At 67.0% G+C, this 23,320-nt stretch carries 20 protein-coding genes and 1 riboswitch; of the genes, 10 read left to right on the top strand and 10 right to left on the bottom strand.

Annotation, left to right across the window (positions count from 1 at the left end; genetic code table 11):
- Positions 1-30 precede the first annotated feature (30 nt).
- The 8 genes from ABID37_RS12340 (at position 31) to ABID37_RS12375 (ending at position 10,267) form a co-directional block, all read left to right on the top strand.
- Positions 31-420: a group III truncated hemoglobin gene (locus ABID37_RS12340; RefSeq protein ID WP_435521561.1), complete on the top strand. Its 390-nt coding sequence runs from the start codon at positions 31-33 to the stop codon at positions 418-420.
- Positions 420-1,661 carry an NnrS family protein gene (locus ABID37_RS12345; RefSeq protein ID WP_354195089.1) on the top strand — a complete coding sequence of 414 codons (1,242 nt, stop codon included), beginning with the start codon at positions 420-422 and terminating at the stop codon, positions 1,659-1,661. Before ABID37_RS12340 ends, ABID37_RS12345 begins: the two co-directional genes overlap by 1 nt.
- Complete coding sequence (locus ABID37_RS12350; protein ID WP_354195091.1) at positions 1,658-1,945, top strand: DUF6522 family protein; 288 nt, start codon at positions 1,658-1,660, stop codon at positions 1,943-1,945. The genes ABID37_RS12345 and ABID37_RS12350 overlap by 4 nt, the downstream gene beginning before the upstream one ends.
- 218 nt (positions 1,946-2,163) lie before the next feature.
- Positions 2,164-4,458, top strand: coding sequence for an FdhF/YdeP family oxidoreductase (locus tag ABID37_RS12355; protein WP_354195093.1), 2,295 nt, complete (start codon positions 2,164-2,166; stop codon positions 4,456-4,458).
- On the top strand, positions 4,455-4,784 hold the full coding sequence (locus ABID37_RS12360) for a hypothetical protein (protein WP_354195095.1): 330 nt from the start codon (positions 4,455-4,457) through the stop codon (positions 4,782-4,784). Before ABID37_RS12355 ends, ABID37_RS12360 begins: the two co-directional genes overlap by 4 nt.
- A gap of 79 nt (positions 4,785-4,863) precedes the next feature.
- The gene (locus tag ABID37_RS12365; protein ID WP_354195097.1) at positions 4,864-6,255 is read left to right on the top strand and encodes a sigma-54-dependent transcriptional regulator; all 1,392 of its coding nucleotides are present in this window, start codon (positions 4,864-4,866) and stop codon (positions 6,253-6,255) included.
- 43 nt (positions 6,256-6,298) lie between these two features.
- Complete coding sequence (locus ABID37_RS12370) at positions 6,299-8,320, top strand: sensor histidine kinase (protein ID WP_354195193.1); 2,022 nt, start codon at positions 6,299-6,301, stop codon at positions 8,318-8,320.
- Positions 8,321-8,605: 285 nt separating this feature from the next.
- Positions 8,606-10,267: an OFA family MFS transporter gene (locus ABID37_RS12375; RefSeq protein ID WP_354195099.1), complete on the top strand. Its 1,662-nt coding sequence runs from the start codon at positions 8,606-8,608 to the stop codon at positions 10,265-10,267.
- Positions 10,268-10,321: 54 nt separating this feature from the next.
- On the opposite strand, the gene htpG is transcribed toward ABID37_RS12375, so the two are convergent.
- The 3 genes from htpG to nspC form a co-directional block, all read right to left on the bottom strand.
- Positions 10,322-12,208: a molecular chaperone HtpG gene (gene htpG, locus ABID37_RS12380; protein ID WP_354195101.1), complete on the bottom strand. Its 1,887-nt coding sequence runs from the start codon at positions 12,206-12,208 to the stop codon at positions 10,322-10,324.
- A 142-nt stretch (positions 12,209-12,350) separates the two neighbouring features.
- Positions 12,351-13,583: a saccharopine dehydrogenase family protein gene (locus tag ABID37_RS12385; protein WP_354195103.1), complete on the bottom strand. Its 1,233-nt coding sequence runs from the start codon at positions 13,581-13,583 to the stop codon at positions 12,351-12,353.
- A gap of 48 nt (positions 13,584-13,631) precedes the next feature.
- A complete protein-coding gene (nspC, locus tag ABID37_RS12390; RefSeq protein WP_354195105.1) occupies positions 13,632-14,732 on the bottom strand; it encodes a carboxynorspermidine decarboxylase in 1,101 nt (366 codons plus the stop codon).
- Positions 14,733-15,265: 533 nt separating this feature from the next.
- Between nspC and rnk the strand changes: the two genes are divergently transcribed.
- Both rnk and ABID37_RS12400 read left to right on the top strand, forming a co-directional pair.
- On the top strand, positions 15,266-15,658 hold the full coding sequence (gene rnk / locus ABID37_RS12395) for a nucleoside diphosphate kinase regulator (protein ID WP_354195107.1): 393 nt from the start codon (positions 15,266-15,268) through the stop codon (positions 15,656-15,658).
- Between the two features lie 220 nt (positions 15,659-15,878).
- Positions 15,879-16,379 carry a transcription elongation factor GreAB gene (locus tag ABID37_RS12400; protein WP_354195109.1) on the top strand — a complete coding sequence of 167 codons (501 nt, stop codon included), beginning with the start codon at positions 15,879-15,881 and terminating at the stop codon, positions 16,377-16,379.
- Between the two features lie 18 nt (positions 16,380-16,397).
- Here ABID37_RS12400 and ABID37_RS12405 read toward each other — a convergent pair whose 3' ends face one another.
- The 7 genes from ABID37_RS12405 to ABID37_RS12435 are packed head-to-tail and all read right to left on the bottom strand — an operon-like array spanning position 16,398 to position 23,093.
- Positions 16,398-17,393: a TRAP transporter substrate-binding protein gene (locus tag ABID37_RS12405; protein ID WP_354195111.1), complete on the bottom strand. Its 996-nt coding sequence runs from the start codon at positions 17,391-17,393 to the stop codon at positions 16,398-16,400.
- Positions 17,394-17,406: 13 nt separating this feature from the next.
- Positions 17,407-19,209, bottom strand: coding sequence for a TRAP transporter large permease subunit (locus tag ABID37_RS12410; protein WP_354195113.1), 1,803 nt, complete (start codon positions 19,207-19,209; stop codon positions 17,407-17,409).
- Position 19,210: 1 nt separating this feature from the next.
- A complete protein-coding gene (gene thiD, locus ABID37_RS12415) occupies positions 19,211-20,008 on the bottom strand; it encodes a bifunctional hydroxymethylpyrimidine kinase/phosphomethylpyrimidine kinase (RefSeq protein WP_354195115.1) in 798 nt (265 codons plus the stop codon).
- Positions 20,005-20,661 carry a thiamine phosphate synthase gene (gene thiE / locus ABID37_RS12420; protein WP_354195117.1) on the bottom strand — a complete coding sequence of 219 codons (657 nt, stop codon included), beginning with the start codon at positions 20,659-20,661 and terminating at the stop codon, positions 20,005-20,007. The genes thiD and thiE overlap by 4 nt, the downstream gene beginning before the upstream one ends.
- Positions 20,648-21,382 carry a hydroxyethylthiazole kinase gene (locus tag ABID37_RS12425; RefSeq protein WP_354195119.1) on the bottom strand — a complete coding sequence of 245 codons (735 nt, stop codon included), beginning with the start codon at positions 21,380-21,382 and terminating at the stop codon, positions 20,648-20,650. Before ABID37_RS12425 ends, thiE begins: the two co-directional genes overlap by 14 nt.
- The gene (locus tag ABID37_RS12430; protein ID WP_435521558.1) at positions 21,379-22,317 is read right to left on the bottom strand and encodes an ABC transporter substrate-binding protein; all 939 of its coding nucleotides are present in this window, start codon (positions 22,315-22,317) and stop codon (positions 21,379-21,381) included. Before ABID37_RS12430 ends, ABID37_RS12425 begins: the two co-directional genes overlap by 4 nt.
- Positions 22,314-23,093, bottom strand: coding sequence for an ABC transporter permease (locus tag ABID37_RS12435; RefSeq protein ID WP_354195121.1), 780 nt, complete (start codon positions 23,091-23,093; stop codon positions 22,314-22,316). Before ABID37_RS12435 ends, ABID37_RS12430 begins: the two co-directional genes overlap by 4 nt.
- Positions 23,094-23,214: 121 nt before the next feature.
- A riboswitch (TPP riboswitch) is annotated at positions 23,215-23,317 on the bottom strand.
- Between the last annotated feature and the right edge of the window lie 3 nt (positions 23,318-23,320).

Genomic DNA, 23,320 nt, shown 5'->3' on the forward strand with positions numbered 1-23,320 from the left:
AAGCCGTTGCCGGAAGTGCTGGACGAGGAGATGATCGCCTCCGTCGTCCATGGCTTCTACGACGAAATCCGCAAGGACGACCTGCTCGGCCCGATCTTCAACGGGGCCATCGCCCCGCAGGACTGGCCGCACCATCTCGACAAGATGTGCGCCTTCTGGTCGGCCACGCTTTTGCGCAGCGGCCGCTATGACGGGCGGCCGCTGCCGCCGCATCTGGCGCTGCCGGAACTGGGCGAGGAGCATTTTCGCCGCTGGCTCGCCCTGTTCAGGGCCACGGTGCATGAACTGTGTCCGCCCGACGTTGCCGTGCTGTTCATGGACCGTGCCATGCGCATTGCCCATTCCTTCCGGCTGGCCATCGCCTTCAACCGCGGCGAGGACACCGTGCTGGTCCGCCCCATCGTCGAGGAGACGCTGTGATGAGTGCCGACGCGAGACATCTGCCGGCGGGTGCGCAAGGCAGGCGGGGCGGCGACTGGCCCGCCGTGCTTTCCTACGGCTTCCGGCCGTTCTTCCTGCTCGGCGCGCTCTATGCAGGGCTGATCGTGCTGGCCTGGCTGCCCATCCTCAGCGGCACGCTGGAGACCTTCAGCACCTTCGCGCCGGTCGACTGGCATGTGCATGAAACCATGTTCGGCTATGTGGCGGCGGTCATCACCGGTTTCCTGCTCACCGCCATCCCGAACTGGACCGGCCGCCTGCCGGTCCAGGGCGCGCCGCTTCTGGTGCTGGTGCTCCTGTGGCTGGCGGGACGCTTCGCCGTGTTCTTCTCCGCCGAGATCGGCTGGGTCGCCGCCGCCGTCATAGACTGCGCGTTCCTCGGTGCCGTCGCCGCCTCGGCCGCCAAGGAGATCATCGCCGGGCGCAACTGGCGCAACCTCATGGTCGTCGTGCCCGTCACCGTGTTCCTGCTCTCCAACGTGCTCTTCCATGTCGAGGCCGGGCTTTTTGGCGGCAGCGACTATGCCCGCCGCCTGGCCATCGCCGCCGCCGTGGTGCTGATCGTCATCATCGGCGGCCGCATCATTCCCTCCTTCACCCGCAACTGGATGGTGCGCGAGAATCCGGGCCGGCTGCCGATCCCCTTCAACGGCTTCGACCGCATCGTGCTGCTCGTCTCCGTCCTCGCCCTGCTCGGCTGGACGGTTCTGCCCGAGGGGCTGGTGTCCGGCGTGCTGCTGTGCGCGGCCGGCCTGCTCAACCTTGCGCGGCTGACGCGCTGGGCGGGCGACCGGGCCGGGCGTGACCGGCTCGTGCTGATCCTGCATGTCGCCTATCTGTTCGTGCCGGCCGGTCTGCTGCTGGCCGGGCTGGCGGCGCTCGACCTTGCCGACGTCCCGGCCGTGGCCGCCCTGCATGCCTTCGGCGTCGGCGCCATCGGCACCATGACGCTGGCGGTGATGACGCGGGCCACGCTCGGCCACACCGGCCGCGACCTCAAGGCCGATGTGGCGACGCAACTGATCTATGCCGCCATCGTGCTTGCGGCGCTGGTCCGCATCGTCGCGGCCTTCATGCCCGAACAGATCGGCCTGCTGCATCTTTCGGCCGGGCTGTGGACGCTCGCCTTCCTCGGCTTCTGCCTGCGCTATGGCGGCCTGCTGCTGCGGCCCAAGCTGAAGCCCAAGCGGGTGTCGCAGCCGCCGGGGAGGCCGGCATGACCGCCTTCGTGCAACGGCCGGTGCTGGCGCGCGACGCAGCCGGCGCCTTCATGCTCGACGCCGACATGCTGGCCGGGCATTTCGGCTGGCCGGCGGACACGCTGCGCGGTTTCATGCGGCGCGGCATGGTGACAAGCACCGTCGAGCGCGGCGAAGGCGACGACGAAGGCAAATGGCGGCTCAGCGTGCGCTGCGGCAACCGCCGCTGGCAGGCCATCGTGGAGCCGGACGGCACGGTTGCGGCCGAGCATGTCGAGTTCGTGCCGCTGAGGCAGGGAAGATGACGGGCTCCTGACAGGACGGGACCGGGGACACAGGCAGCACCGGCGCGACCGAATCGGCGCAAAGCTGCAAGCCCGCGTCGCGCATGGGAGAGTGCGTGGAAATCCGCCCTCATTTGCTCTAGCCGTTTGTTTCCGAAGCATAATTTCAATAGAAATTTCCTATTATGTCATTAGGTCAGCCTGCTTGACGCATGCTCGGAAAGCGCGTTTTAGGGGGCATGGCTACGACATTCATCGGCAAAAAATCGGCTGCCGCCGGCGGCTGGGGCGCGCTCAAGAGCTGCGGCAGGAAGCTGCTGGCCAGCGGTTCGCCGCTGACCGGCGCGCGCACCATGCTCAAGGCCAATCAGCCGGACGGCTTCGACTGCCCCGGCTGCGCCTGGGGCGATCCCGCGCATGGTTCTTCCTTCGAGTTCTGCGAGAACGGCGTCAAGGCGGTCGCCTGGGAGGCGACCGAAAAGCGCGCCACGCCGGAATTCTTCGCCGCCCACACGGTGACGGAACTGCGCGCGCTCTCCGACTACGAGCTGGAACTGAACGGTCGGCTCACCCATCCCATGCGCTACGATGCGGCAAGCGACCGCTACCTGCCGGTCGACTGGGAGCAGGCCTTCGCCGAGATCGGCACCATCCTGCGCGGGCTGGACAGTCCCGACCGCGCCGAGTTCTACACGTCCGGCCGGGCGAGCAACGAGGCGGCGTACCTCTACCAGCTCTTCGTGCGCATGTACGGCACCAACAACTTCCCCGACTGCTCCAACATGTGCCATGAGGCCAGCGGCGTGGGCCTGAAACAGGCCATCGGCATCGGCAAGGGCACCGTGCTTCTGGAAGACTTCGAGGAGGCCGACGCCATCTTCGTGATCGGCCAGAACCCCGGTACCAACCATCCGCGCATGCTGGGCGATCTGCGGCGGGCGGCCATGCGCGGCGCGCGCATCGTCGTCCTCAATCCGATCCGCGAGCGCGGGCTGGAGCGCTTTTCCGACCCGCAGGACAAGATCGAGATGATCCGCGGCGGCTCCACCGACATCGCCAGCCACTATTTCCAGCCGGCGCTGGGCGGCGACATGGCCGCCGTGCGCGGCATGGCCAAGGCCGTGCTGGCGGCGGAAGACGCGGCGGTGGCGGCCGGCAGGCCCTCCATCCTCGACCATGCCTTCCTGGCCGAGCATTGCGCGGGCTTCGAGGACTATCGCCGCGCCGTCGAGGCGACCGGCTGGGGCGAGATCGAGGACCAGTCCGGCCTGACGCGCGCCGAGATCGAGCAGGCGGCCGAGGTCTACATGAAGGCCGAGCGCGTCATCTGCACCTGGGCCATGGGCGTCACCCAGCATCTGCATTCGGTGGCCACCATCCGCGAGATCGCCAGCTTCATGTTCCTGCGCGGTAATATCGGCAGACCGGGAGCGGGCCTGTGCCCCGTGCGCGGCCATTCCAACGTGCAGGGCGACCGCACCGTCGGCATCAACGAGAAGCCGCCGGCAGCCTTCCTCGATGCGCTGGAGAAGGAGTTCGGCTTCACCGCACCGCGCAGGGACGGGCACAATGTGCTGGCCGCCATCGGCGCCATGCTGGACGGCAGCGCGCAGGCCTTCATCGGCCTTGGCGGCAATTTCGCCCGCGCCACGCCCGACAGCGCGCTGGTCTCGAAGGCGCTCGGCCGGCAGAAGCTGACCGTCAACATCGCCACCAAGCCCAACCATTCGCACCTGATGCCGGGCGAGGTGAGCTTCATCCTTCCCTGCCTCGGCCGCACCGAGATCGACCTGAATTCGCAGGGTGAATCGCAGCTCGTCAGCGTCGAGGATTCCATGAGCATGGTGCACGGCTCGGGCGGCATCAACCGGCCGGCCTCGCGCCAACTGCGCTCGGAAGTGGCGATCATCGCCGGCATCGCCGCCGCCACGGTGGGCTGCGACAAGGTCGACTGGATGGCGCTGGCGGAGGACTACGACCGCATCCGCGACCATATCGCGGCGACGGTTCCGGGCTTCGAGGACTACAACAAGCGCCTGCGCAAGCCGCGTGGCTTCCACCTGCGCAACCCTGCGGCGCACCGCGACTGGAACACGCCGGCCGGCAAGGCGACCTTCTCCAGCGGGCCGTTGCCGCAGGAAACCGTGCACCAGCGGGCGCGGCGCCAGAACAACCGCTTCGCGCTCCAGACCTTCCGGTCGCATGATCAGTACAACACCACCGTCTACGGTCTCGACGACCGCTATCGCGGCGTCTATGGCGAGCGGCAGGTGGTCTTCATCAACCCGCAGGATTTGCGCGAACTGGGTGCCGAGGCGGGCGATCGCATCGACGTGGTCGGCGTGCATGACGACGGCATCGAGCGCGTGGCGCCGAACTTCCGCTTCGTGCCCTACGACATCCCGCGCGGCAGCATCGCCGGCTACTATCCCGAGCTCAACGTGCTGGTGCCGCTGGGCAGCGCCGGCGAGGAAAGCGACACGCCGACCTCGAAGTCGATCATGGTCACCTTCCGCAATCGCGAGGCGGCATGAAGGGCGCGGCGCCGGACGCCGGCGCCTTCCTCGACGCCGCCGAGCGGCTGGCGGGCCTCGATGCTTGCCTCAGCCCGCTGCAGGCCGGGCTGCTGGCGGCGTCGCATCTCGGCATCGCCGGCGACAGTCGCAGCTTCTCGCGTCTTCTCGGCATCGAGCATGCGCTGGTGCTGCGCGAACTCGCCGGGCTTGCCGAGGATGGCGACCTCTTGCGCATAACCGGGCGCGATCCCCGCACCATGAGGACCCATTATGTGCCGGGTGCGGAGGGCGCGCGCCTGCTTGCCGCGCTCGATCCGCCCGTTCCGCTTTCCCTGGCCGGTTGATCCGCTCCCGGTTGGCGTTCCCGTCGCCTTCGGCTAATCATTGCCGGACAGGTGCGGGGATTGCGCCGGGAGGAAGTGAATGGAGGCGCAATCGTCGCGCAAGGTGAGGGAAAGCCCGAGCGATCCCGAATTCGGACCCTGGCTGGCGCAGGCCTCGATCCTGGTTGTCGATGACGAGCCGGGCATGCGCAATTTCCTGATGCGCACGCTGGGGCCGCGCTGCAAGCTGATCGAGGAGGCGGCCGATACGGAAGAGGCGTCGCGCAAGCTCGACCAGCAGCATTTCGACGTCGTCATCCTCGACAACATCATGCCGGGCAAGACCGGCGTCGAATGGCTGGCGGAGCAGCGCGCCATCGGCTTCTTCGCCGATGCGATCCTGATGACCGCCTATGCCGACCTCGACACCGCCATCCAGGCGCTGCGTGCCGGCGCGGTGGATTTCGTGCTGAAGCCGTTCCGGTCGAACCAGCTCCTCAACGCCGTGGCGCGTTGCCTCGACCGCATGCGGCTGCGGCGCGAGAACTATGTGCTGCGCTACGAACTCAAATCCACGTCCGACCATGTGCTGCTGCGCGACCGGCTGATCGGCGCCTCGACGGCGATCCGCGACGTGCGCGACACCATCGCCCGCGTCGCGCCGCTGCCGACCTCGGTACTGCTGACCGGCCAGTCCGGCACCGGCAAGGAGGTGGCGGCGCGCCTGCTGCACTCGCTTTCGGACCGGGCGCAGAAACCGTTCGTGCCGGTCAACTGCGCGGCGATTCCGCCCGAAATGATCGAGAGCGAACTGTTCGGCCATCTCAAGGGGGCCTTCACCGGGGCGGAGGCCGGCCGCGAGGGTCTGTTCATGTATGCGCAGGGCGGCACGCTGTTCCTTGACGAGATCGGCGAGTTGCCGCCGGCCGTGCAGAGCAAGCTGCTGCGCGTGCTGGAGGACCGGCGGGTGCGCCCGGTGGGCTCGGAACGCGAAATCCCGGTCGATTTGCGCTTCATCTTCGCCACCAATGCCGACCTTGAGCAGGATGTCGAGCAGGGCCGCTTCCGCCGCGACCTGTTCTACCGGCTGAACGTGGTGCGCATCCATCTGCCGCCGCTGAAGGACCGGGACGACGACGTGCAGGAGCTGGCCGACCAGTTCATGCACAAGCTTTCGCTGCAACTCGGCATGCCGCCGGTGCCGATCGACGATTCCCTGCGCACCGCCTTCAGCCGCTATGACTGGCCGGGCAACGTGCGCGAGCTGCGCAACCTGATCGAGCGGGCGCTGATCCTCGGCAAGTTCTCGCATGATTTCGGCGACGGACCGCGCGCCGAGGAGGGATCGGCGACGGACAGCCTTGCCGACATCGAGCGCCGCCACATCCTTGGCGCCCTGAAGGAGGCCGGAGGCGACAAGGAACTGGCCGCCCGCAGGCTCGGCATCTCGCGCAAGACCATCGACCGCAAGCTGGCCGCCTGGAATGGCTGAACGGGACGGCATCGAGGCAGGGGAGACCACCGGACCCGTCATAATGCCGTCAGGGGCGCAGCCTGCCCGGACGAAGCCGTGGCATTCGGTTCGCTTCCGGCTTCTGGCCATCGCCCTGTTGCCGACGCTGGTGATCCTGCCGCTGCTGCTCGGCGTGACCATGGCGCGCTGGAACGCCAAGTTCGACACCATGCTGATCTCCAAGGTGAACGGGGATCTCACCATCGCCCATCAATATCTGGCCCGCATCCTGGAAACGACCAATGCCCAGGTGCTCGCGCTGGGAGGCGCCGCGCGCTTCCGCGACACGGTGGACGCGGGCAGCGGCGCCGAGCTTGCCGCCCTGCTGGAGGAGAACCGGAGCGCGCTCGGTCTCGATTTTCTCTATCTTGCCGACGGGACCGGCACGGTCGAGGTTTCCGCGCCGGAGTTCCGGGCCGCGACGCTGCGGTCCGACTGGCCGATCATCGCCTCGGCCCGGCGCGGGGAGGCGGCGACGGCCCTCGACATCTTCTCCAACGATGAACTGGCCGCGATTGCCGAGCCGCTTGCCGGTCGCGCCCGGCTGGCGCTGGTGCCGACGCCCAACGCCACGCCTGTCGAGCGCGATGTCGAGACGCGCGGCATGGTCGTCCATTCGGCCAGCCCGGTCACGCTGGCGGGCGGGCGCGCCGGGGTTCTGGTCGGCGGCATCGTGCTCAACCAGAATCTGGATTTCATCGATACGATCAATGCCCTCGTCTATCGCGAGGCGAGCCTGCCAGAGGGCAGCCAGGGCACGGCGACGCTGTTTCTGGACGATGTGCGCATCAGCACCAATGTGCGCCTGTTCGAGGGGCGGCGCGCGCTGGGCACGCGGGTTTCGGCGGAGGTGCGATCCGCCGTTCTGGACGAGGGGCGGACCTGGCTGGACAGCGCCTTCGTGGTGAACGACCGCTACATTTCCGCCTATGAGCCGATCGTCGACAGCTACGGCAAGCGCGTCGGCATGCTCTATGTCGGTTTCCTCGAGGCGCCGTTCACGCAGGCGAAGCGCCAGACGCTGCTGCTCATCGTCCTCACCTTCCTTGCCGTGACGGCGCTGACCGTGCCGCTCTTCCTGCGCTGGGCCGGCTCGATCTTCCGGCCGCTGGAGCGCATGACCGGCACCATTGTCCGGGTCGAGGGCGGCGACCTCGGCGCACGCAGCGGCGTTGCCGCGGCAAGGGACGAGATCGGCCGCGTGGCGCTGCATCTCGATCACCTGCTGGACCTGTTGCAGGAGCGGGACCGCCAGTTGCGCGAATGGAACGAGGAACTGAACGCGCGCGTGGAGGAGCGCACGCGCGAGCTGCGGCTGGCCAACCAGCAGCTCGAGGCGACCACCAGGCAGCTCATCATGTCGGAGAAGCTTGCCGCCATCGGCGAGATCACGGCCGGCGTTGCGCATGAGATCAACAATCCCATCGCCGTCATGCAGGGCAACCTGGAGGTGATCCGCAACGCCATGGGCCGGAAGGCCGAGCTGGCGAAAACGGAATTCCGCCTGCTGGACGAGCAGATCATGCGCATCAGCCAGATCGTCACCAAGCTGTTGCAGTTCGCCAAGCCGGAGGAATATGCCGGCTATGTGGAGCGCCATTCCCCCGATGACGTGATCGGCGACTGCCTGCCGCTGGTCCAGCATCTGCTCAACAAGGCGCGCATCGCCGTGATCCGGGAAAGCGCCGCCACCCGCCTGGTGGCGATGAACCGCACCGAGCTTCAGCAGGTGCTGGTCAACCTGCTGGTCAACGCCATCCAGGCAATGCCCGACGGCGGGCAGGTGACGCTCGGCACCCGCGACGAGGACAGGGACGGAAGCCGCGGCATCGCGGTGACGGTGGCCGACACCGGCCTCGGCATGAGCGAGGAGGTGATGGCGCGGGTGTTCGATCCCTTCTTCACCACCAAGCGGCGGGAAGGCACGGGCCTCGGCCTGTCCATCAGCCAGAAGCTGGTCACCCGCCAGGGCGGCAAGATCAGCGCGGTCAGTGAAGCCGGCAAGGGCACGGTCTTCACCGTCTGGCTGCCCGAGGCGGAATAGGCGGCCCGCGCCAGCCGGACATTTTGTCCGGGCGCCCGGACAAAATGTCCATAGACGTCTCCTTTCGGCCGATAAGCCCATGAAATCGTGCGCCGGTGCAAATGGCACGCGAGTTGCTTGGCGGCTTGCGCAATCCATTGGAGGGAGGCGCATGAGGTTTTCGCAAGGCGGATAACGGATTTCCCGGACGGTTGGGTCCTTGAGAGGAAGGGGCCGCCGTATCCGAACAATCACCCAGCATGAAGAAGCACGCCGGCGGGGTCCTGGCGGAGCGGAGGAGGATTTATGTCTACAGCAAGTGACGTCATAGCGGGAGGATTCGGCAATGCCGGCATCCTCGACAAGGAACGCATCGTGGCCCGGCCGGGCTTCAACCGCTGGCTGGTGCCGCCGGCGGCCCTGTGCATCCACCTGTGCATCGGCATGGCCTACGGCTTCAGCGTCTTCTGGCTGCCGCTGTCGCGCGCCATCGGCATAGACCAGCCGGCGGCCTGCCCGGACATGAGCCTGGCGACGGCCCTGTTCACCACCACTTGCGACTGGCGCGTGTCCGACCTCGGCTGGATGTACACGCTGTTCTTCGTGCTGCTGGGATGCTCGGCCGCCACCTGGGGCGGCTGGCTGGAGCGCGTGGGACCGCGCAAGGCCGGCGTCGTCTCGGCGCTGTGCTGGTGCGGCGGCATGGCGCTGGCTGCGATCGGCGTCATGATCCATCAACTGTGGCTGATGTGGCTCGGCGCCGGCATCATCGGCGGCATCGGCCTCGGCATCGGCTACATCTCGCCGGTCTCGACCCTCATCAAGTGGTTTCCGGATCGGCGCGGCATGGCGACGGGCATGGCCATCATGGGCTTCGGCGGCGGCGCCATGATCGGCGCGCCGCTGGCCGACCTGCTGATGAACCATTTCCGCACCGGGACGTCGATGGGCGTGTGGCAGACCTTCCTCGTCATGGCCGCCATCTATGCCGTCTCCATGCTGTCGGGCGCATTCGGCTACCGCATCCCGCCCGCCGGCTGGCGGCCGGAAGGCTGGACGCCGCCCGCATCCTCGAAGCAGAGCATGATCACCACCCGTCACGTCCATCTGCGCGACGCGCACAAGACCAGGCAGTTCTGGCTGATGTGGACGCTCCTGACCATGAACGTCTCGGCCGGCATCGGCGTCATCGGCATGGCCTCGCCCATGTTGCAGGAGATTTTCGGCGGCCGGCTGATCGGCCTTCCCGAACTGTCCTTCACCGATCTTTCGAACGAGCAGAAGGCGGCGATCGCCGCCATCGCGGCCGGCTTTGCCGGGCTGATCTCGCTGTTCAACATCGGTGGCCGCTTCGTGTGGGCCTCGCTGTCGGACAAGATCGGCCGCAAGAACACCTATTATGTGTTCTTCATCCTCGGCATCGTGCTCTACGCGCTGGCGCCGACGGCGGCGGGCATGGGCAGCCAGGTGCTGTTCGTCTCCATCTTCTGCATCATCCTGTCCATGTATGGCGGCGGGTTCTCGACCATTCCGGCCTATCTCGCCGACATATTCGGCACCCAGTTCGTCGGTGCGATCCATGGCCGCCTGCTGACCGCATGGGCCACGGCCGGCATCCTCGGCCCGGTGGTGGTGAACTATATCCGCGAGTTCCAGATCGCGGCCGGCATCCCGCGCGAGCAGGTCTACGACTTCACCATGTACATCCTCGTGGGCTTCCTGATCGTCGGCCTGATCGCCAACGCGCTGGTCAAGCCGGTCGATCCCAAGCTCTACATGAGCGACGAGGAGGTCGCCGCGATCCAGGCACGGACGGCGGCGGCGTCCGACGAGGGGCGCATCGGCTCCTTCGGCATCGGCAAGGGCGGGCTCGACCTGAAGGCCGCGCTTGCCTGGACGGCGGTCGGCATCCCGATCCTGTGGGGCGTGTGGATCACGCTGCAGAACACCGCGGCACTCTTCGGGTGACCCAGGAAAGAAAACGGCGGGACCATCCCCGCCGTTTTGCTTTGTTATCGCCCCTTATTTCACGTTCAGGCCGCGCTCGATCAGCCGCGCCAGCCGTTGCGAGAAGGCCTTGGCGTCGAGGGGGCGGTCGCCGTCGAGCACGCGCGCCTCGTCATAGAGCATGTGGGCGACGTCGCCGCGGAACTCCGGTTCCGCCTCGCCCAATTTGGCCAGCGCCGCGATGCGCGGATGGCTGGGATTGACTTCAAGGATCGGCTTCGACGCCGTGTCCAGCCTGCCGGCGGCGCTGAGCAGCCGCTCGAACTGGCGGTCGAGCGCGTCTTCGGGTGCGACGAGGCAGACGGCGCTTTCGGTGAGGCGGTCGGAAGCGCGCACGTCCGACACGTCGTCGCCCAGCGTTTCCTTGACGAAGGCGAGGAAGCCCTCGACCTCGGCCGGGGTTTGCGGCTTGTCCTTCGCTTCCGCGTCGGACAGCGAAATGTCGGCCAGCTCCGCCCCGCCCTGCGTCACCGACTTGAACGGCTTGCCTTCGAACTCCGGCGCGTTGGCGGTCCAGAAGGCATCGATCGGATCGGTCAGCAGCAGCACCTCGACGCCGCGCGCCTTGAAGCCTTCGAGCTGCGGCGAGCTTTCCAGTCGCGCGCGCTCGTCGCCGGTCATGAAGTAGATGGCCTTCTGGCCCTCTTTCATCGCCGCCACATAGTCGGCAAGGCTGCGCGGCTTGTCGCTGGCCGTCGTGGAGGTGAAACGGATCAGCTTCAGCAACTGCTCGCGGCGCTCGAAGTCCTCGTAGAGGCCTTCCTTGATCACCGCGCCGAAATTCTCCCAGATCTTGCCATAGGCTTCCGCATCGTTCTCGGCCATTTTGGTAAGATCGTTGAGCACCCGGCTGGTGACGCCCTTGCGGATGGCGGCCAGAAGCGGGTTCTGCTGGATCATCTCGCGCGAGATGTTGAGCGGCAGGTCGGCGGAATCGACGATGCCGCGCACGAAACGCAGATAGCGCGGCACAAGCTCGGCATCGTCGGTGATGAAGACGCGGCGCACATAGAGCTTCATGTGGCCGCTGCGGTCCGGGTCGAACAGGTCGAAGGGCCGGGAGCCCGGAATGAAGGCCAGCACATTGTATTCCTGCCGCCCCTCGGCGCGGAAATGGATGGTGGCGGCCGGATCGTCATACTGGCCGGCGACGCTGCGGTAGAAGTCGGTGTATTCTTCCGGCTTGATCTCGCTCTTCGGCTTGACCCATAGCGCGGTGCCGTCGGCGATGTCGCGCGGCTCCGCGCCGGGCTTTTCCACCAGCTTGATCGGCACCGGCACATGGCCGGAATGCGACCTGACCAGTCGTTCGAGCCGGTAGGGCTCGGTGCAGGAGGCGGCATCCTCCATGAGGTGCAGCACCACGCGGGTGCCGCGCTGCGGCGCATCCTCGGGCGCGGCCGGGCCGACCGAATAGGAGCCCTTGCCATCGGACGACCAGCGCCATGCCTCGTCCGAGCCGGCGGGGCGCGAGATCACCTCGACCTTTTCGGCGACCATGAAGGCGGAATAGAAGCCGACGCCGAACTGGCCGACCAGCTCCGCCTTCTCACCGCCCTTGGCGGCTTCCAGCCGCTCCATAAAGGCGCGGGTGCCGGAGCGGGCGATGGTGCCGAGCGCCTCGGTCATCTCCTCGCCGCTCATGCCGATGCCGTTGTCCTCGACGCTGAGCTGTCTGGCCTCGGCATCGGCGAGGATGGTGATGCGCGGCTTCGGGTCGTCGCCCAGCAGTTCGGGACGTGCGATCGCCTCGTAGCGCAGCTTCTCGCAGGCGTCGGCGGCGTTGGAAATCAGCTCGCGCAGGAACACGTCGCGGTCGGAATAGACCGAATGCACCATCATGTGCAGAAGCCGGGCGACATCGGCCTCGAAGCTCCTGGTTTCCATCGTGGTTGTCGTCATGTCGGATTGCCCCTGAATTCTTCGGTCCCCAGATGGCGGCACCGTGGAAGTTTTTCAAGACTTGAATCGAGGGGCTGCGGCCCCATGCAAAAGGGCAGGCGAAAGTGTTTCGCCCGCCCTTCCGTCATCCGTCGACCGGCTTTTACAATGCGCGGTCGTCGTCGCCTTCCTTGACGCGGGTCGGCAAGCCGATCTTGCCCAGCAGGTCGAGGAACGGGCGCGGCGGCAGTTCCTCGATATTGGCCATCTTCTTCACGTCCCATTCGCCGGTGGCGACCAGAAGTGCCGCGGCTGCTGCCGGCACGCCGGCCGTGTAGGAAATGCCCTGCGAGCCGACTTCCTCGAAAGCTTCCTTGTGATCGGCCACGTTGTAGATGAAGACCTCGCGCTCCTTGCCGTCCTTCACGCCCTTCACCAGATCGCCGATGCAGGTCTTGCCGGTGTAGTCGGGAGCCAGCGAGCCCGGATCGGGCAGCACTGCCTTGACCACCTTGAGTGGCACCACTTCGAGCCCTTCCGCCGTTTTCACCGGCTTCTCGGAGAGCAGGCCGAGGTTCTTCAGCACGGTGAACACGTTGATGTAGTGGTCGCCGAAGCCCATCCAGAAGCGGACATTCGGAACCTTGAGGATCTGCGAGAGCGAATGCACCTCGTCATGGCCGGTCATGTAGGCCTTCTGCTTGCCGACGACGGGCAGGTCCCACTCCTTGCCGATCTCGAACATCTTGTTCTCGGTCCACTTGTTGTCCTGCCAGGACCACACGCGGCCGGTGAACTCGCGGAAGTTGATCTCGGGATCGAAATTGGTCGCGAAATAGCGGCCATGGCTACCGGCATTGATGTCGATGATGTCGATCGAATCGATGCGGTCGAAATAGTCGTCATAGGCGAGCTTGGCATAGGCGTTGACCACGCCGGGATCGAAGCCGGCGCCGAGGATGGCGGTGACGCCGGCCTTCTCGGCCTCCTCGCGGCGCTTCCACTCGTAATTGGCGTACCATGGCGGCGTCTCGCACACCTTCGCCGGGTCCTCGTGGATGGCGGTGTCGATATAGGCCGCACCCGTCTCGATGCAGGCCGACATGACCGACATGTTGAGGAAGGCCGAGCCGACATTGATGACGATCTGGGCGTTCGTCTTCCTGATGAGCGCCTTGGTCGCCTCGACGTCCATGGCGTCGAGCCGGTGGGCCTCGATCACGCCCTCTGTCTTGAAGGCCTTCTTTTCCCGGACGGAGTCCACGATGGACTGGCACTTCGCAAGGGTGCGCGAGGCGATATGGATATCGCCGAGCACATCGTTGTTCTGCGCGCACTTATGCGCCACGACCTGCGCCACGCCGCCGGCGCCGATGATGAGCACGTTTTTCTTCATTCCGGGGGATGTTTCCTTCTGGGCTGGAGTTGAAAGACGGGCCTGCTTCTACGACAGGCTTTGCTCGTAGTCCGCGAAGCCGAATTCGCGCACCACCCTGACCGATCCGTCCAGTTCGCGGATCGCGATTGCCGGCATGTTGACGCCGTTGAACCAGTTCTTCTTGACCATGGTGTAGCCGGCCGCGTCCTGGACGGAAATGCGGTCACCGATCTTCAGTTCGGCCGGGAAGTCGAACTCGCCGAACACGTCGCCCGCCAGGCACGACTTGCCGCACACCATGTAGCGGTGCGGCCCTTCGTTGGGCGCCACCTTGGCGCTTTCGCGGTAGATCAGAAGGTCCAGCATATGGGCCTCGATGGAGGAATCCACGATGGCGAGCTGCTTGCCGTTGAACAGCGTGTCGAGCACGGTCACTTCCAGCGTCGTGCTTTTGGTGATCGAGGCTTCGCCCGGTTCCAGATAGACCTGCACGCCGAAGCGGTCGGCGAACGTCTTGAGCCGCTCGCAGAAGGCGTCGAGCGGATAGCCCTCGCCGGTGAAGTGAATGCCGCCGCCGAGGCTGACCCATTCGGCCTGGCCGAGCAGGGCGCCGAACTTCTCCTCGATCTGGAACAGCATGCGGTCGAACAGCGTAAAATCCGCGTTCTCGCAATTGTTGTGGATCATGAAGCCGCTGATGCGGTCCATGACGTTTGCCACCTTGTCCGCATCCCATTCGCCCAGCCGGCTGAACGGGCGCGCCGGATCCGCAAGGTCGAAGGACGACGATGAGACGCCCGGATTGAGGCGCAGGCCGCGCGCGATGCCGCCGGCCCGGTCCCCGAAGCGCTCCAGCTGGCCGATCGAGTTGAAGATGATCTTGTCGGCGTGGGAGACGACCGCGTCGATCTCATAGTCGGCATAGGCCACCGAATAGGCATGGGTCTCGCCGCCGAATTTCTCGCGGCCGAGCCGGACTTCGTAGAGCGAGGAGGAGGTGGTGCCGTCCATGTACTGGCGCATGAAGTCGAACACCGACCAGGTGGCGAAGCATTTCAACGCCAGCAGCGCCTTGGCCCCCGACTTCTCGCGGACATAGGCGATCTTCTCCATGTTCCGCAGGAGGCGCGCCTTGTCGATGAGATAGTAGGGGGTCTGGATGGTCATTCGGCCTGCTCGCGGAAATCACTGCCTCGAAGGCAAGTTCCTTGTCTGGAAATGTCGGGGTCGGGAAAAGCTGGTTGGAACCTGCTCCGCCGCTCCAAGCGGATTGTTCCCGATGCGATTGAATGGAAAATGACGACCCGGTCGCGCTCGTTTCTGCGTCCGGGCAACCAGCCCGCTTACCTCGCGGGCTCCTGTCTGGGTCTCAGGGTCGTCTTCATGGCGCGGAAGTTAATGGACCCCCCCTCGAAGTTCAAGTGACATCTTCGCGACAGCGCCCTGCTTGACAAACGGCCAATATGCTCCAACCTAATGTGCATGAGCACTTCGTGGGCCCACATCATGTTTCGGAGCCATCCCTTGATGGGAGGCTGACCCGGCTCGGGCCTGTCCCCCCGAGACCGGGGGATTTCCATCCTGACTTTTCCGCGGTGCCGGGCAGCACCATTCTCCAAACCGCAAGGCCTGAGGCGGTAAACCTTCGGGCGCCACATGAACCTCCCCAAGCGGGCGGCAGAGCGAAGACAGAAGACGCCATGCGCAAACCGAGCATCATCATCAGCAAGGCCGATCACGAGCGGCTGACCACCCTGGCCAACGGCCTTCTGGAAAAGAAGCCGGAAATGGCCGACGCGCTGCTCAACGAGCTCGAGCGCGCCAAGGTGGCGTCCGCTTCCGGCGCGCTGCAGGGCACGGTCCAGATGGGCGCCACCGTCGACTACGAGTCCGACGACGGCAACAAGCGCCGCGTCACGCTGGTCTATCCGGCCGACGCCGACATCGCGCAGGGCAAGATCTCCATCCTCACCCCGATCGGCACGGCGCTGCTCGGCCTCAAGGCCGGCCAGTCCATCGACTGGACCGCCAATGACGGACGCACGCACCGCCTGACCATCATGTCCGTGGACGACGTCGTCGAAGCGTCCTGAGGCGGATGTGCCGGCGCGCGCTGCATGGTTTGAGCCGAAAGCAACGAAGGTGCGCGAGCATCTGCTTTGCGGCGCGCCGCACCGTTTCTTCCATCATGCGGGGTCCCTGATCGCAGGCTCCTGACCCCTGGTGCGGCAAGCCCGCATCAGGGGAATGATCCAGAAAGCCATAACGGACTGGCGTCGGAACGGGCTCGACCGTTCCTGCGGGAGATTTGCCATGGTGACGGACCCTCATTTCCAATTGACGACCCGGGATCACGCGATCCTTCAGGCCATGCTGGAACGGCACAGCGGGCCTTACGATGCCTGGGCGACGCTTCTTGAGCGCAAGGTGCGCGAAAGCACGCTCTATTTCCGTGACGATATCCCTCCCGGCGTGGTCACGCTGGGCACAAAACTGACCTATCTGGCCGATGGCGCGGTCATCGGCCCGCATGTGGTGGTGCAGGACGCGGAAGGGAATCTGCCCGGTTCGCTGCCGCTTCGAACGCTGCGCGGGCTGGCCCTGCTGGGACTGGCCGAACGCGCCGCCCTGCGCATCGAAACCGGGGCGGGCGGCGCCGAAACCATCCAGGTGCACGAGGTTCTGTCGCAGCCCGAGGCCGAAGCGCGCGCCGCCGCGCAGCCGGTGCACAACGTGGTCAGCTTCCGGCCACGGCGTGGCGGGCCGGCCATCGGTTTCGATCCCGATGACGACCCCGGCCCGAGCGCGGCCTGACAGCGTAACCGGCCGTCGTCAGGAGCGGCATTCGGCGGCGGCCGCCGCCTCGATGTGCTCCATGCCGCCGACGCGGTCGGCGAAGCTCTCCCACACCTTGCGCGCCGGCGCTTCCCATGCCGCGCGATCCGCGACGTCGTGGAAGACCGCGCCGCCTTGCCCGGCCACCTCAACGGATGCGTCCTCGTCCGCCGCCATCAGCGTGTTGAAATGGCCGGCGCCCTCAATGGCCGCCTTTTGCAGCACGTTGCGGGCTTCCTCGTCCAGCCCCGACCAGAAGGAGCCGGAGAAGATCACCGCGCCGGCGGCATGGATATGACCGGTCAGCGTCACATGCGGCACCACTTCGTAGAGCCGGAAGCCGGCATAGGCCGACTTGGTGAGGTCCATGGCATCGACATGGCCCGTCGACAGCGCATTGTAGGTCTCGGTGATCGGCAGCGCGATCGGGTGCGCGCCGAAGCTTTCCCACAATTGCGCGTGCAGCGGGCTCTGGATGACGCGGATGCGCTTTCCCTTCACGTCGTCCGGCGCCAGCAGCGGCTCGCGCGCCAGCAGGTGACGGGCGCCGTAATTGATGAAGGCGGGGGCGGCGATGCCTTCCGTTGCAAGCTTTTCGCCGAGTTCCTGCCCGCAGGCGCCCGCCAGCGAGGCGTTGAGATGGGCGGCGTCGCGGAACAGGAAGGGCAGGTCGAAAAGCTGCGTCCCAGGCACCCATGTGGACAGGTTGGAGAGCGTCGACAGGCTCGCCTGTATGGAGCCGAGGCGGATGCCTTCCGCCACCTCCTTCTCGCCGCCGAGCGCCGCGTTCGGCACGATGTTGAAGGCGAAGCGGCCGGGCAGCTCGCGTTCGACCCTGTCGCGGATATGGATCCAGACCAGCGTTTCGGGTTTGTCGTCTCCCAGCAGCGAGGCGGCGACGATGGGCGTTGCCGCGTGGGCCCGCCTCAAGGCGGGCATGGCGAGAGGCAGTGCGGCAAGTCCGGTAAGGAAGGTGCGGCGGTCGGTTCGCATGGGGCTGGTCCTTTCAGGAGTGGAGGAGAGCGGCCTGGGCGGCGATGCCCATGCCGATGCACAGCAGCGCCAGAAGCAGCGCGGCGAGGTAGGGCCGGGTGGCGGCGAACAGGCGCGCCGCCGGCACGCCCCCGGCGGCGCTGGTGACCTGCACCAGTATGCCGACCGGCGGCGTCAGCCCGCCGATCATCAGGTTGACGACGACCACCACGCCGAAGGCCACCGGATCGATGCCGACGGCGGCGGCGACCGGCAGCAGGATCGGTGAAAACAGCAATATGGCGGCGCCGATGTCGAGCACGAGGCCGACGCCGAGCAGGATGAGATTGGCGGCCAGCATGACCATGAACGGGTTTTCGCCGAGCGCCAGCGCAAGGCTGGTCGCCCATGCGCCGATGCCGTCGATCGCCAGCAGGAAGGCGAGGGGCGTGGCCGCGCCGATCAGCATGGTGATGGCGGCGGTCTCGACCCCGGCCTGTTGCAAGGCGGCGAAGATGCCGCCGCGGCTGTCGCCGCCCCACAGCGCCAGCAGGAACGTGTAGGCGGCGGCAAGGGCCGCGGCTTCGGTGGGGCTGACGATGCCGAGGCGGATGCCGGCCACCACGATCAGCCCGAGCCCGAAGACGGGCACGGCCCGCAGCGCCAGCCGCCAGCGCGATGTGCCCGCCTCCGTTGCCGGCTGGCCTTCCATGTCTGCCTTGCAGTGGATGGCGATGGCCAGAGCTGCCGCGAGCACGAGGCCGGCGAACAGCCCGCCCGTCAGCAAGGGGCCGACCGGCAGATTGGTGGCGGCGGCGAGGATGAAGAAGGCGATGGAGGGCGGGATGATGTTGTCCAGAACGGCGGTGGAGGCGATGATCGCGCCGGCGCGTTCCGGCGTGTAGCCGGCTGCGGTGAGCGGCTTCATGAAGGTCTTGGAACTGAACGCCGCATTGGCGATGGACGAGCCCGATACACCCGAAAACAGGAGGCTGGTGAGAAGCACCGTCTGCCCGAGCCCGGCGCGGCGCCTGCCGACCATGGCGGCCGCGAAGCGCACCAGATCGCCGGCCGCGCCCGAGATGGTCAGCAGCCCGCCGGCGAGCAGGAAGAAGGGGATGGCGAGCAAAAGATAGCGGCCGATACCGCTGAGCAGCGACAGGGCCAGTGCCGGCTCGACCAGCGGGCTGCCGAAGGCAAGCGCGATATAACCGGCCAGCACGAAGGCGTGCACCAGCGGCGCGCCCACCACGATGCCGATGGCGATCACGGCAAGCGCGGCGAGGCTGGGAGGCATGATCGTGGCCGACAGCCCGGCGGCGACCGGCGCCAGCAGAATGAGCGCAAGCCCCGCCCCGGCCGGCAGCAGCCCTGTGCGCCGGCGGGCGAGGAGAACCAGAACCCGCATTGCCAGCCCGGCCACACCCGCAGCGCCAAGGGCGGCCGGGCGCATCCATTCGCCTAGGCCGAGCAGGGCGGAATGCCCGCCCACCTGAAGCGCGGCCTTGATGCCTGCCAGCACCAGCACGACGCAGGCAGCAAGCGTGAACGCCTCCGCCGTCACCTCCCGCAACAATGACCACAAGCCTTGCCGCTCGCGTGCAAACAGCTCGATGCGCATCGCCAGCGCGCCGTCCGCGACCATCGGGAAACCGAGGCAGGCGAGGAGCAGGAGCAGCCACACCATGGCCTCCTCGATGCCGAGGAAGCCCGAGCCCAGCAAATAGCGTTGCAGGGTGGTTGCCGTCACCGCCGCCAGCATGAGGGCAAGCACCAGCCCGCAGGCGCGCCCCAGCGCACGCTGCAGGAAGGTTGCCCAATGGCCTGCCCGCTCCATCCTATCTCCACCAGCGGTGGAAGTGATGCACCGGCCCGCTGCCCTTGCCGATGGCGAGCGCGGCGCCGGCCAGCAAGGCTCCGTGCAGATAGTCCCTTGCCTGCGCCACGGCTTCGGCAAGCGGCAGGCCGCGCGCAAGGCCGGCGGCGATGGCCGCCGACAGCGTGCAGCCGGTGCCATGCGTGTTCGGCGTGTCGATGCGCGGGCGCGAAAGCCGGGTCAGCGAATTGCCGTCGAGCAGCAGGTCCGTGCTTTCCGGCCCCTTGCCGTGGCCGCCCTTGACCAGAACGGCCCCCGCACCGGCTTTGAGCAGCATCTCGGCCTGCGCGATCATCTGCGCCTCGTCCTCAGCGACCGGCATGCCGCTGAGCAGCGCGGCCTCGGGCAGGTTGGGCGTCACGATCGCGGCAAGCGGCAGCAATTCCCCGCGCAGCGCATCGATGGCGTCGGGCTGCAACAGGCGGTCGCCCGAGGTGGCGACCATCACCGGGTCGAGCACCGGCCGCACCTTATGGCGGCGCAGGCCGGCGGCGATGACGGCGATGGTGTCGATGCGCGAGACCATGCCGATCTTGGCGGCGCCGATCTCCATATCGTCAAAGAGGGCATCGATCTGGGCCGCGACCATGCCGGGGCTGATGTCCTCGACACCACGCACCCCTTGCGTGTTCTGGGCGGTGATGGCGGTGATGACGCTGGTGCCGAACACGCCGAGCGCCGAGAAGGTCTTCAGGTCGGCCTGGATGCCGGCCCCGCCGCCGCTGTCCGAGCCGGCGATGGTGAGTGCGATTGCCGTCATGGCCGATCTCCGGCGTTATCCACGGCTGCACGCATTTCGCGGGCGGCGCCTGCGATGTCGGCGGCGCGGAAGATGGCGGAGATCACCGCCACGCCCGATGCGCCCGCCTGCATCACCTCGCCAGCACGCGCGGTGTCGATGCCGGCAATGGCGCCGACCGGCAGTTCGGGTTTCGCTGCGCGGATGCGCGCGCGCAACACGCGAAAACCTTCGAGCCCGACCGGCGGATCGGGGTTCTTCTTGGACAGCGTCTCGAACACGCCGCCGATGCAGGCGTAGTCGATGGGGGCGGCGATGGCCGCGTCGGCGTCCGCCTCGTTCTTCACCGTCAGGCCGATGATCGCAGCGGGGCCGAGCAGATGGCGCGCGGTTGCGGCATCCATGTCGTCGCGGCCGATGTGGACGCCGTCCGCCCCGGCGGCCAGCGCGACGTCCACGCGGTCGTTCACCACCAGCGGCACGCCGGTGCCGGCAAGGGCGGCGCGGATGGCCTCGGCCTCGGCGATCATCTGCCGCGTCGAGGCTTCCTTGTCGCGATACTGGATGATGGTCGCGCCATTGCGTGCCGCAATCCCGGCCAGTTCGGCCAGCTTGCCGATCGAACGCAGCGCGCCGTCGATGATGGCATTCAGCCTATAGTCAACCCTGTTCATTGTCTGCCTTTGCGAACTGAAGAATGTGCGTGCCCTCAAGACTGGCCAGCGCGTCGAGCAGGGCCGGCTCGAAGCTGCCCGGCCCGGTTGCCGTCTTGCCAGCCATTTCCGCCGCGATGCCGAAGACGAGCATGGCGGCGCTCGCCGCCAGGAACGGATCGGCTTCGACGGCGAGGAAGGCGGCGATGACGGCGCCGGACAGGCATCCGGTGCCTGTCACCAGCGCCGTCAGCGGATGGCCGTTTTCGACGTGCAGCACCGCACCATTCCACGCGATGCGGTCCGCCTTGCCGGTCCGCACCGCCACCACGTCGGCGGGCACGGCAAGCAGGTCGTATTCGGCCGCGTTGGCGCGCAGCACCGCCGGGCCGCGTGCCAGCAACTCCTGCGCGAAGGCCGCGCGGGGCGGCGAGTAGTCGCAATGGGCGGGATCGAGCGCCCACGGCCGGCCCTTCTCATCGGCGACATCCACCGCGATGCCGATGGCCTCGCGGCGCTGCGCGTCCAGCGTGCCGAGATTGACCAGCAGGGCATCCGCCTTGGCGACGAAATGGCCGACCTCCTCCGGCGAAGAGGTCATGGAGGGGATCGCGCCAAGGGCGGAAAGCCCGTCGGCCACGAATTTGGGAACCACGCTGTTCATCAGGCAATGGATGCGCGGCCGCCGCCGACGCACCTCGCCCAGCAGCTCGACCGCACGTTCGGGAATAGCGCCGCTCATTGCAGTTCCACCGCGATGTCCTCGATGGCGGGGGCTTTCCTGATCAGCCCGCTTTCCTCGAGGAATGCGCCGAAGCGGGCGTAGCGTGCGCGGTCGAGCGCCGCGGGGCGCTTGGCGAAGCGCGGCAGCGTGTCGATCCAGGCCTGCCGGTTCAGCTCGTTGTCGAGGTCCGGATGGGCCTTCACGAACAGCTTCCAGCCCTCCTCTGGATGGTTGGTGAGGTGGATCGCGCCCTTTTCGACGGCTGCGAGGAAGCGCTTGAGGCGGTCGTCCTCGACCAGGTCCGGCCGGGTGACGAACACCAGCTCGTCATAGACCGGAATGCCGTGTTCCTCGGGGAAGAAGGCGCGGCCTTCATGGCCTTCGAGCTTCATCTGGGTCAGCTCGAAATTGCGGTAGCCGCCGATGGTGGCGTCCACCTGGCCGCTGATCAGCGACGGTGACAGGGCGAAATTGACGTTGACCAGCTCGATCTTGTCCTTGTCGACGCCGGCGCTTCCCAGCATGCGGGAAATGATGGCGTCCTCGAAGCCGGAGACCGAGAAGCCGATCTTCTTGCCTTCGAGGTCCTTCAGCTCCTTGATCGGCCCGTCGGCCAGAACCGTCAGCGTGTTGAGCGGGGTCTCGACCAGCGTTCCGATGCGCACCAGCGACACGCCCGCGTCATGGTCGAGATAGAGGTTCGGCTGGTAGTGGATGCCGATCTCCGCCTTGCCGGAAGCAACGGCGCGCGGCACGATCGAGGGGTCGGCCGGCGGCACCAGTTCCACATCCAGCCCGGCCTCCTCGAACAGGCCGAGTTCCTTCGCCACCACCAGCGGTGCGTGGTCGGGATTGACGAACCATTCCAGCATCACGGTGAGCTTGTCGGCGGCATGGGCCGCCCCGGCCGTGGCGACGGACAGCAGGAGCGCGAGCGCGCAGGATCGAATCATGTTGGCTTCCTTTGCTTGGGAGTGGAGGAAAAATCGCCTTCGCGCGCCCAGGGCGTGAGAAGGGGGGCAAGGAGGTCGACGGCCCGCCGCAGCGCCAGCGCCAGCACGGCGATGACGGCCATGGCCGCGAACATGGTGTCGGTCTGCATGCGGGCGTTGGCCTGCACCATGACGAAGCCGAGCCCGGCCGAGGCGCCCACCCATTCGCCGATGACCGCGCCCAGCGGGGCAAGGGGTGCTGCGACCCGCAGGCCCGAAATCAGGGCGGGCAGGGCAAGCGGTACGCGCAGCAGGAACAGCGTCTGCCGGTGACTGGCCGGGGTGAGGGCGGCGGCATCGACGATTTCGTGCGGCGTGCGGCGCAGCCCGTCGGCAAAGGCGGACGCCACTGGAAAGAAGATGATGAGCGTGGTCATCACCACCTTGGAGGTCATCCCGAAGCCGAACCACAGCACCAGCAGCGGCGCGATGACGAAGACCGGGAAGGCTTGCAGCACCAGCACTATCGGCCACACGGCGCGCCCGAGTCGCGGGAAGGCGGCGATGGCAAGCGCGGTGGCGATGCCGGCCGCCATGCCGGCCGCGAAACCGGCGGCGATCTCGGCCAGGGTCACCAGCGCGTTGTCGAGAAGATAAAGCGGCTGCCGCCGGAAAGCGGCCGCGACCTCGAGCGGCGTGGGCAATATGTAGCGCGGCGGGGCGAAGGCGATGACGATCGCCTGCCATGAAGCCACCAGCACAAGGGCGGTGCGCAGCGCTGCCGAGACAGCCGACATGGACGCCGGGCCCCTAGAAGGGAAGCCGTGTCGGTGGGCGAGGCTCGTATTTCGAATGCATGGCGATCTCCCGACTTGTCATCATGGAGATCCAGGTGTGCGAAGAATTGGCAGGATTGCCCGAAGGCCCTCGTTCCGTTCCTACGCCGGCATAACCCGGATCAGGTTCAAGGGTCCGGCTCTTCGCCATCTCAGCGCCGTGCGGCGCCCCCCTCGGAATGGCGCCA

Source organism: Aquamicrobium terrae (assembly GCF_040545735.1).
In the GTDB taxonomy this organism is placed as follows: domain Bacteria; phylum Pseudomonadota; class Alphaproteobacteria; order Rhizobiales; family Rhizobiaceae; genus Mesorhizobium; species Mesorhizobium terrae_A.

Excerpts from the sequence above, each read along its gene's own strand:
- ABID37_RS12340 (WP_435521561.1), top strand. The coding sequence starts at position 31 with ATGATCGCCTCCGTCGTCCATGGCTTCTACGACGAAATCCGCAAGGAC.
- ABID37_RS12345 (WP_354195089.1), top strand. The coding sequence starts at position 420 with ATGAGTGCCGACGCGAGACATCTGCCGGCGGGTGCGCAAGGCAGGCGG.
- ABID37_RS12350 (WP_354195091.1), top strand. The coding sequence starts at position 1,658 with ATGACCGCCTTCGTGCAACGGCCGGTGCTGGCGCGCGACGCAGCCGGC.
- ABID37_RS12355 (WP_354195093.1), top strand. The coding sequence starts at position 2,164 with ATGGCTACGACATTCATCGGCAAAAAATCGGCTGCCGCCGGCGGCTGG.
- ABID37_RS12360 (WP_354195095.1), top strand. The coding sequence starts at position 4,455 with ATGAAGGGCGCGGCGCCGGACGCCGGCGCCTTCCTCGACGCCGCCGAG.
- ABID37_RS12365 (WP_354195097.1), top strand. The coding sequence starts at position 4,864 with ATGGAGGCGCAATCGTCGCGCAAGGTGAGGGAAAGCCCGAGCGATCCC.
- ABID37_RS12370 (WP_354195193.1), top strand. The coding sequence starts at position 6,299 with ATGCCGTCAGGGGCGCAGCCTGCCCGGACGAAGCCGTGGCATTCGGTT.
- ABID37_RS12375 (WP_354195099.1), top strand. The coding sequence starts at position 8,606 with ATGTCTACAGCAAGTGACGTCATAGCGGGAGGATTCGGCAATGCCGGC.
- htpG (WP_354195101.1), bottom strand. The coding sequence starts at position 12,208 with ATGACGACAACCACGATGGAAACCAGGAGCTTCGAGGCCGATGTCGCC.
- ABID37_RS12385 (WP_354195103.1), bottom strand. The coding sequence starts at position 13,583 with ATGAAGAAAAACGTGCTCATCATCGGCGCCGGCGGCGTGGCGCAGGTC.
- nspC (WP_354195105.1), bottom strand. The coding sequence starts at position 14,732 with ATGACCATCCAGACCCCCTACTATCTCATCGACAAGGCGCGCCTCCTG.
- rnk (WP_354195107.1), top strand. The coding sequence starts at position 15,266 with ATGCGCAAACCGAGCATCATCATCAGCAAGGCCGATCACGAGCGGCTG.
- ABID37_RS12400 (WP_354195109.1), top strand. The coding sequence starts at position 15,879 with ATGGTGACGGACCCTCATTTCCAATTGACGACCCGGGATCACGCGATC.
- ABID37_RS12405 (WP_354195111.1), bottom strand. The coding sequence starts at position 17,393 with ATGCGAACCGACCGCCGCACCTTCCTTACCGGACTTGCCGCACTGCCT.
- ABID37_RS12410 (WP_354195113.1), bottom strand. The coding sequence starts at position 19,209 with ATGGAGCGGGCAGGCCATTGGGCAACCTTCCTGCAGCGTGCGCTGGGG.
- thiD (WP_354195115.1), bottom strand. The coding sequence starts at position 20,008 with ATGACGGCAATCGCACTCACCATCGCCGGCTCGGACAGCGGCGGCGGG.
- thiE (WP_354195117.1), bottom strand. The coding sequence starts at position 20,661 with ATGAACAGGGTTGACTATAGGCTGAATGCCATCATCGACGGCGCGCTG.
- ABID37_RS12425 (WP_354195119.1), bottom strand. The coding sequence starts at position 21,382 with ATGAGCGGCGCTATTCCCGAACGTGCGGTCGAGCTGCTGGGCGAGGTG.
- ABID37_RS12430 (WP_435521558.1), bottom strand. The coding sequence starts at position 22,317 with ATGATTCGATCCTGCGCGCTCGCGCTCCTGCTGTCCGTCGCCACGGCC.
- ABID37_RS12435 (WP_354195121.1), bottom strand. The coding sequence starts at position 23,093 with ATGTCGGCTGTCTCGGCAGCGCTGCGCACCGCCCTTGTGCTGGTGGCT.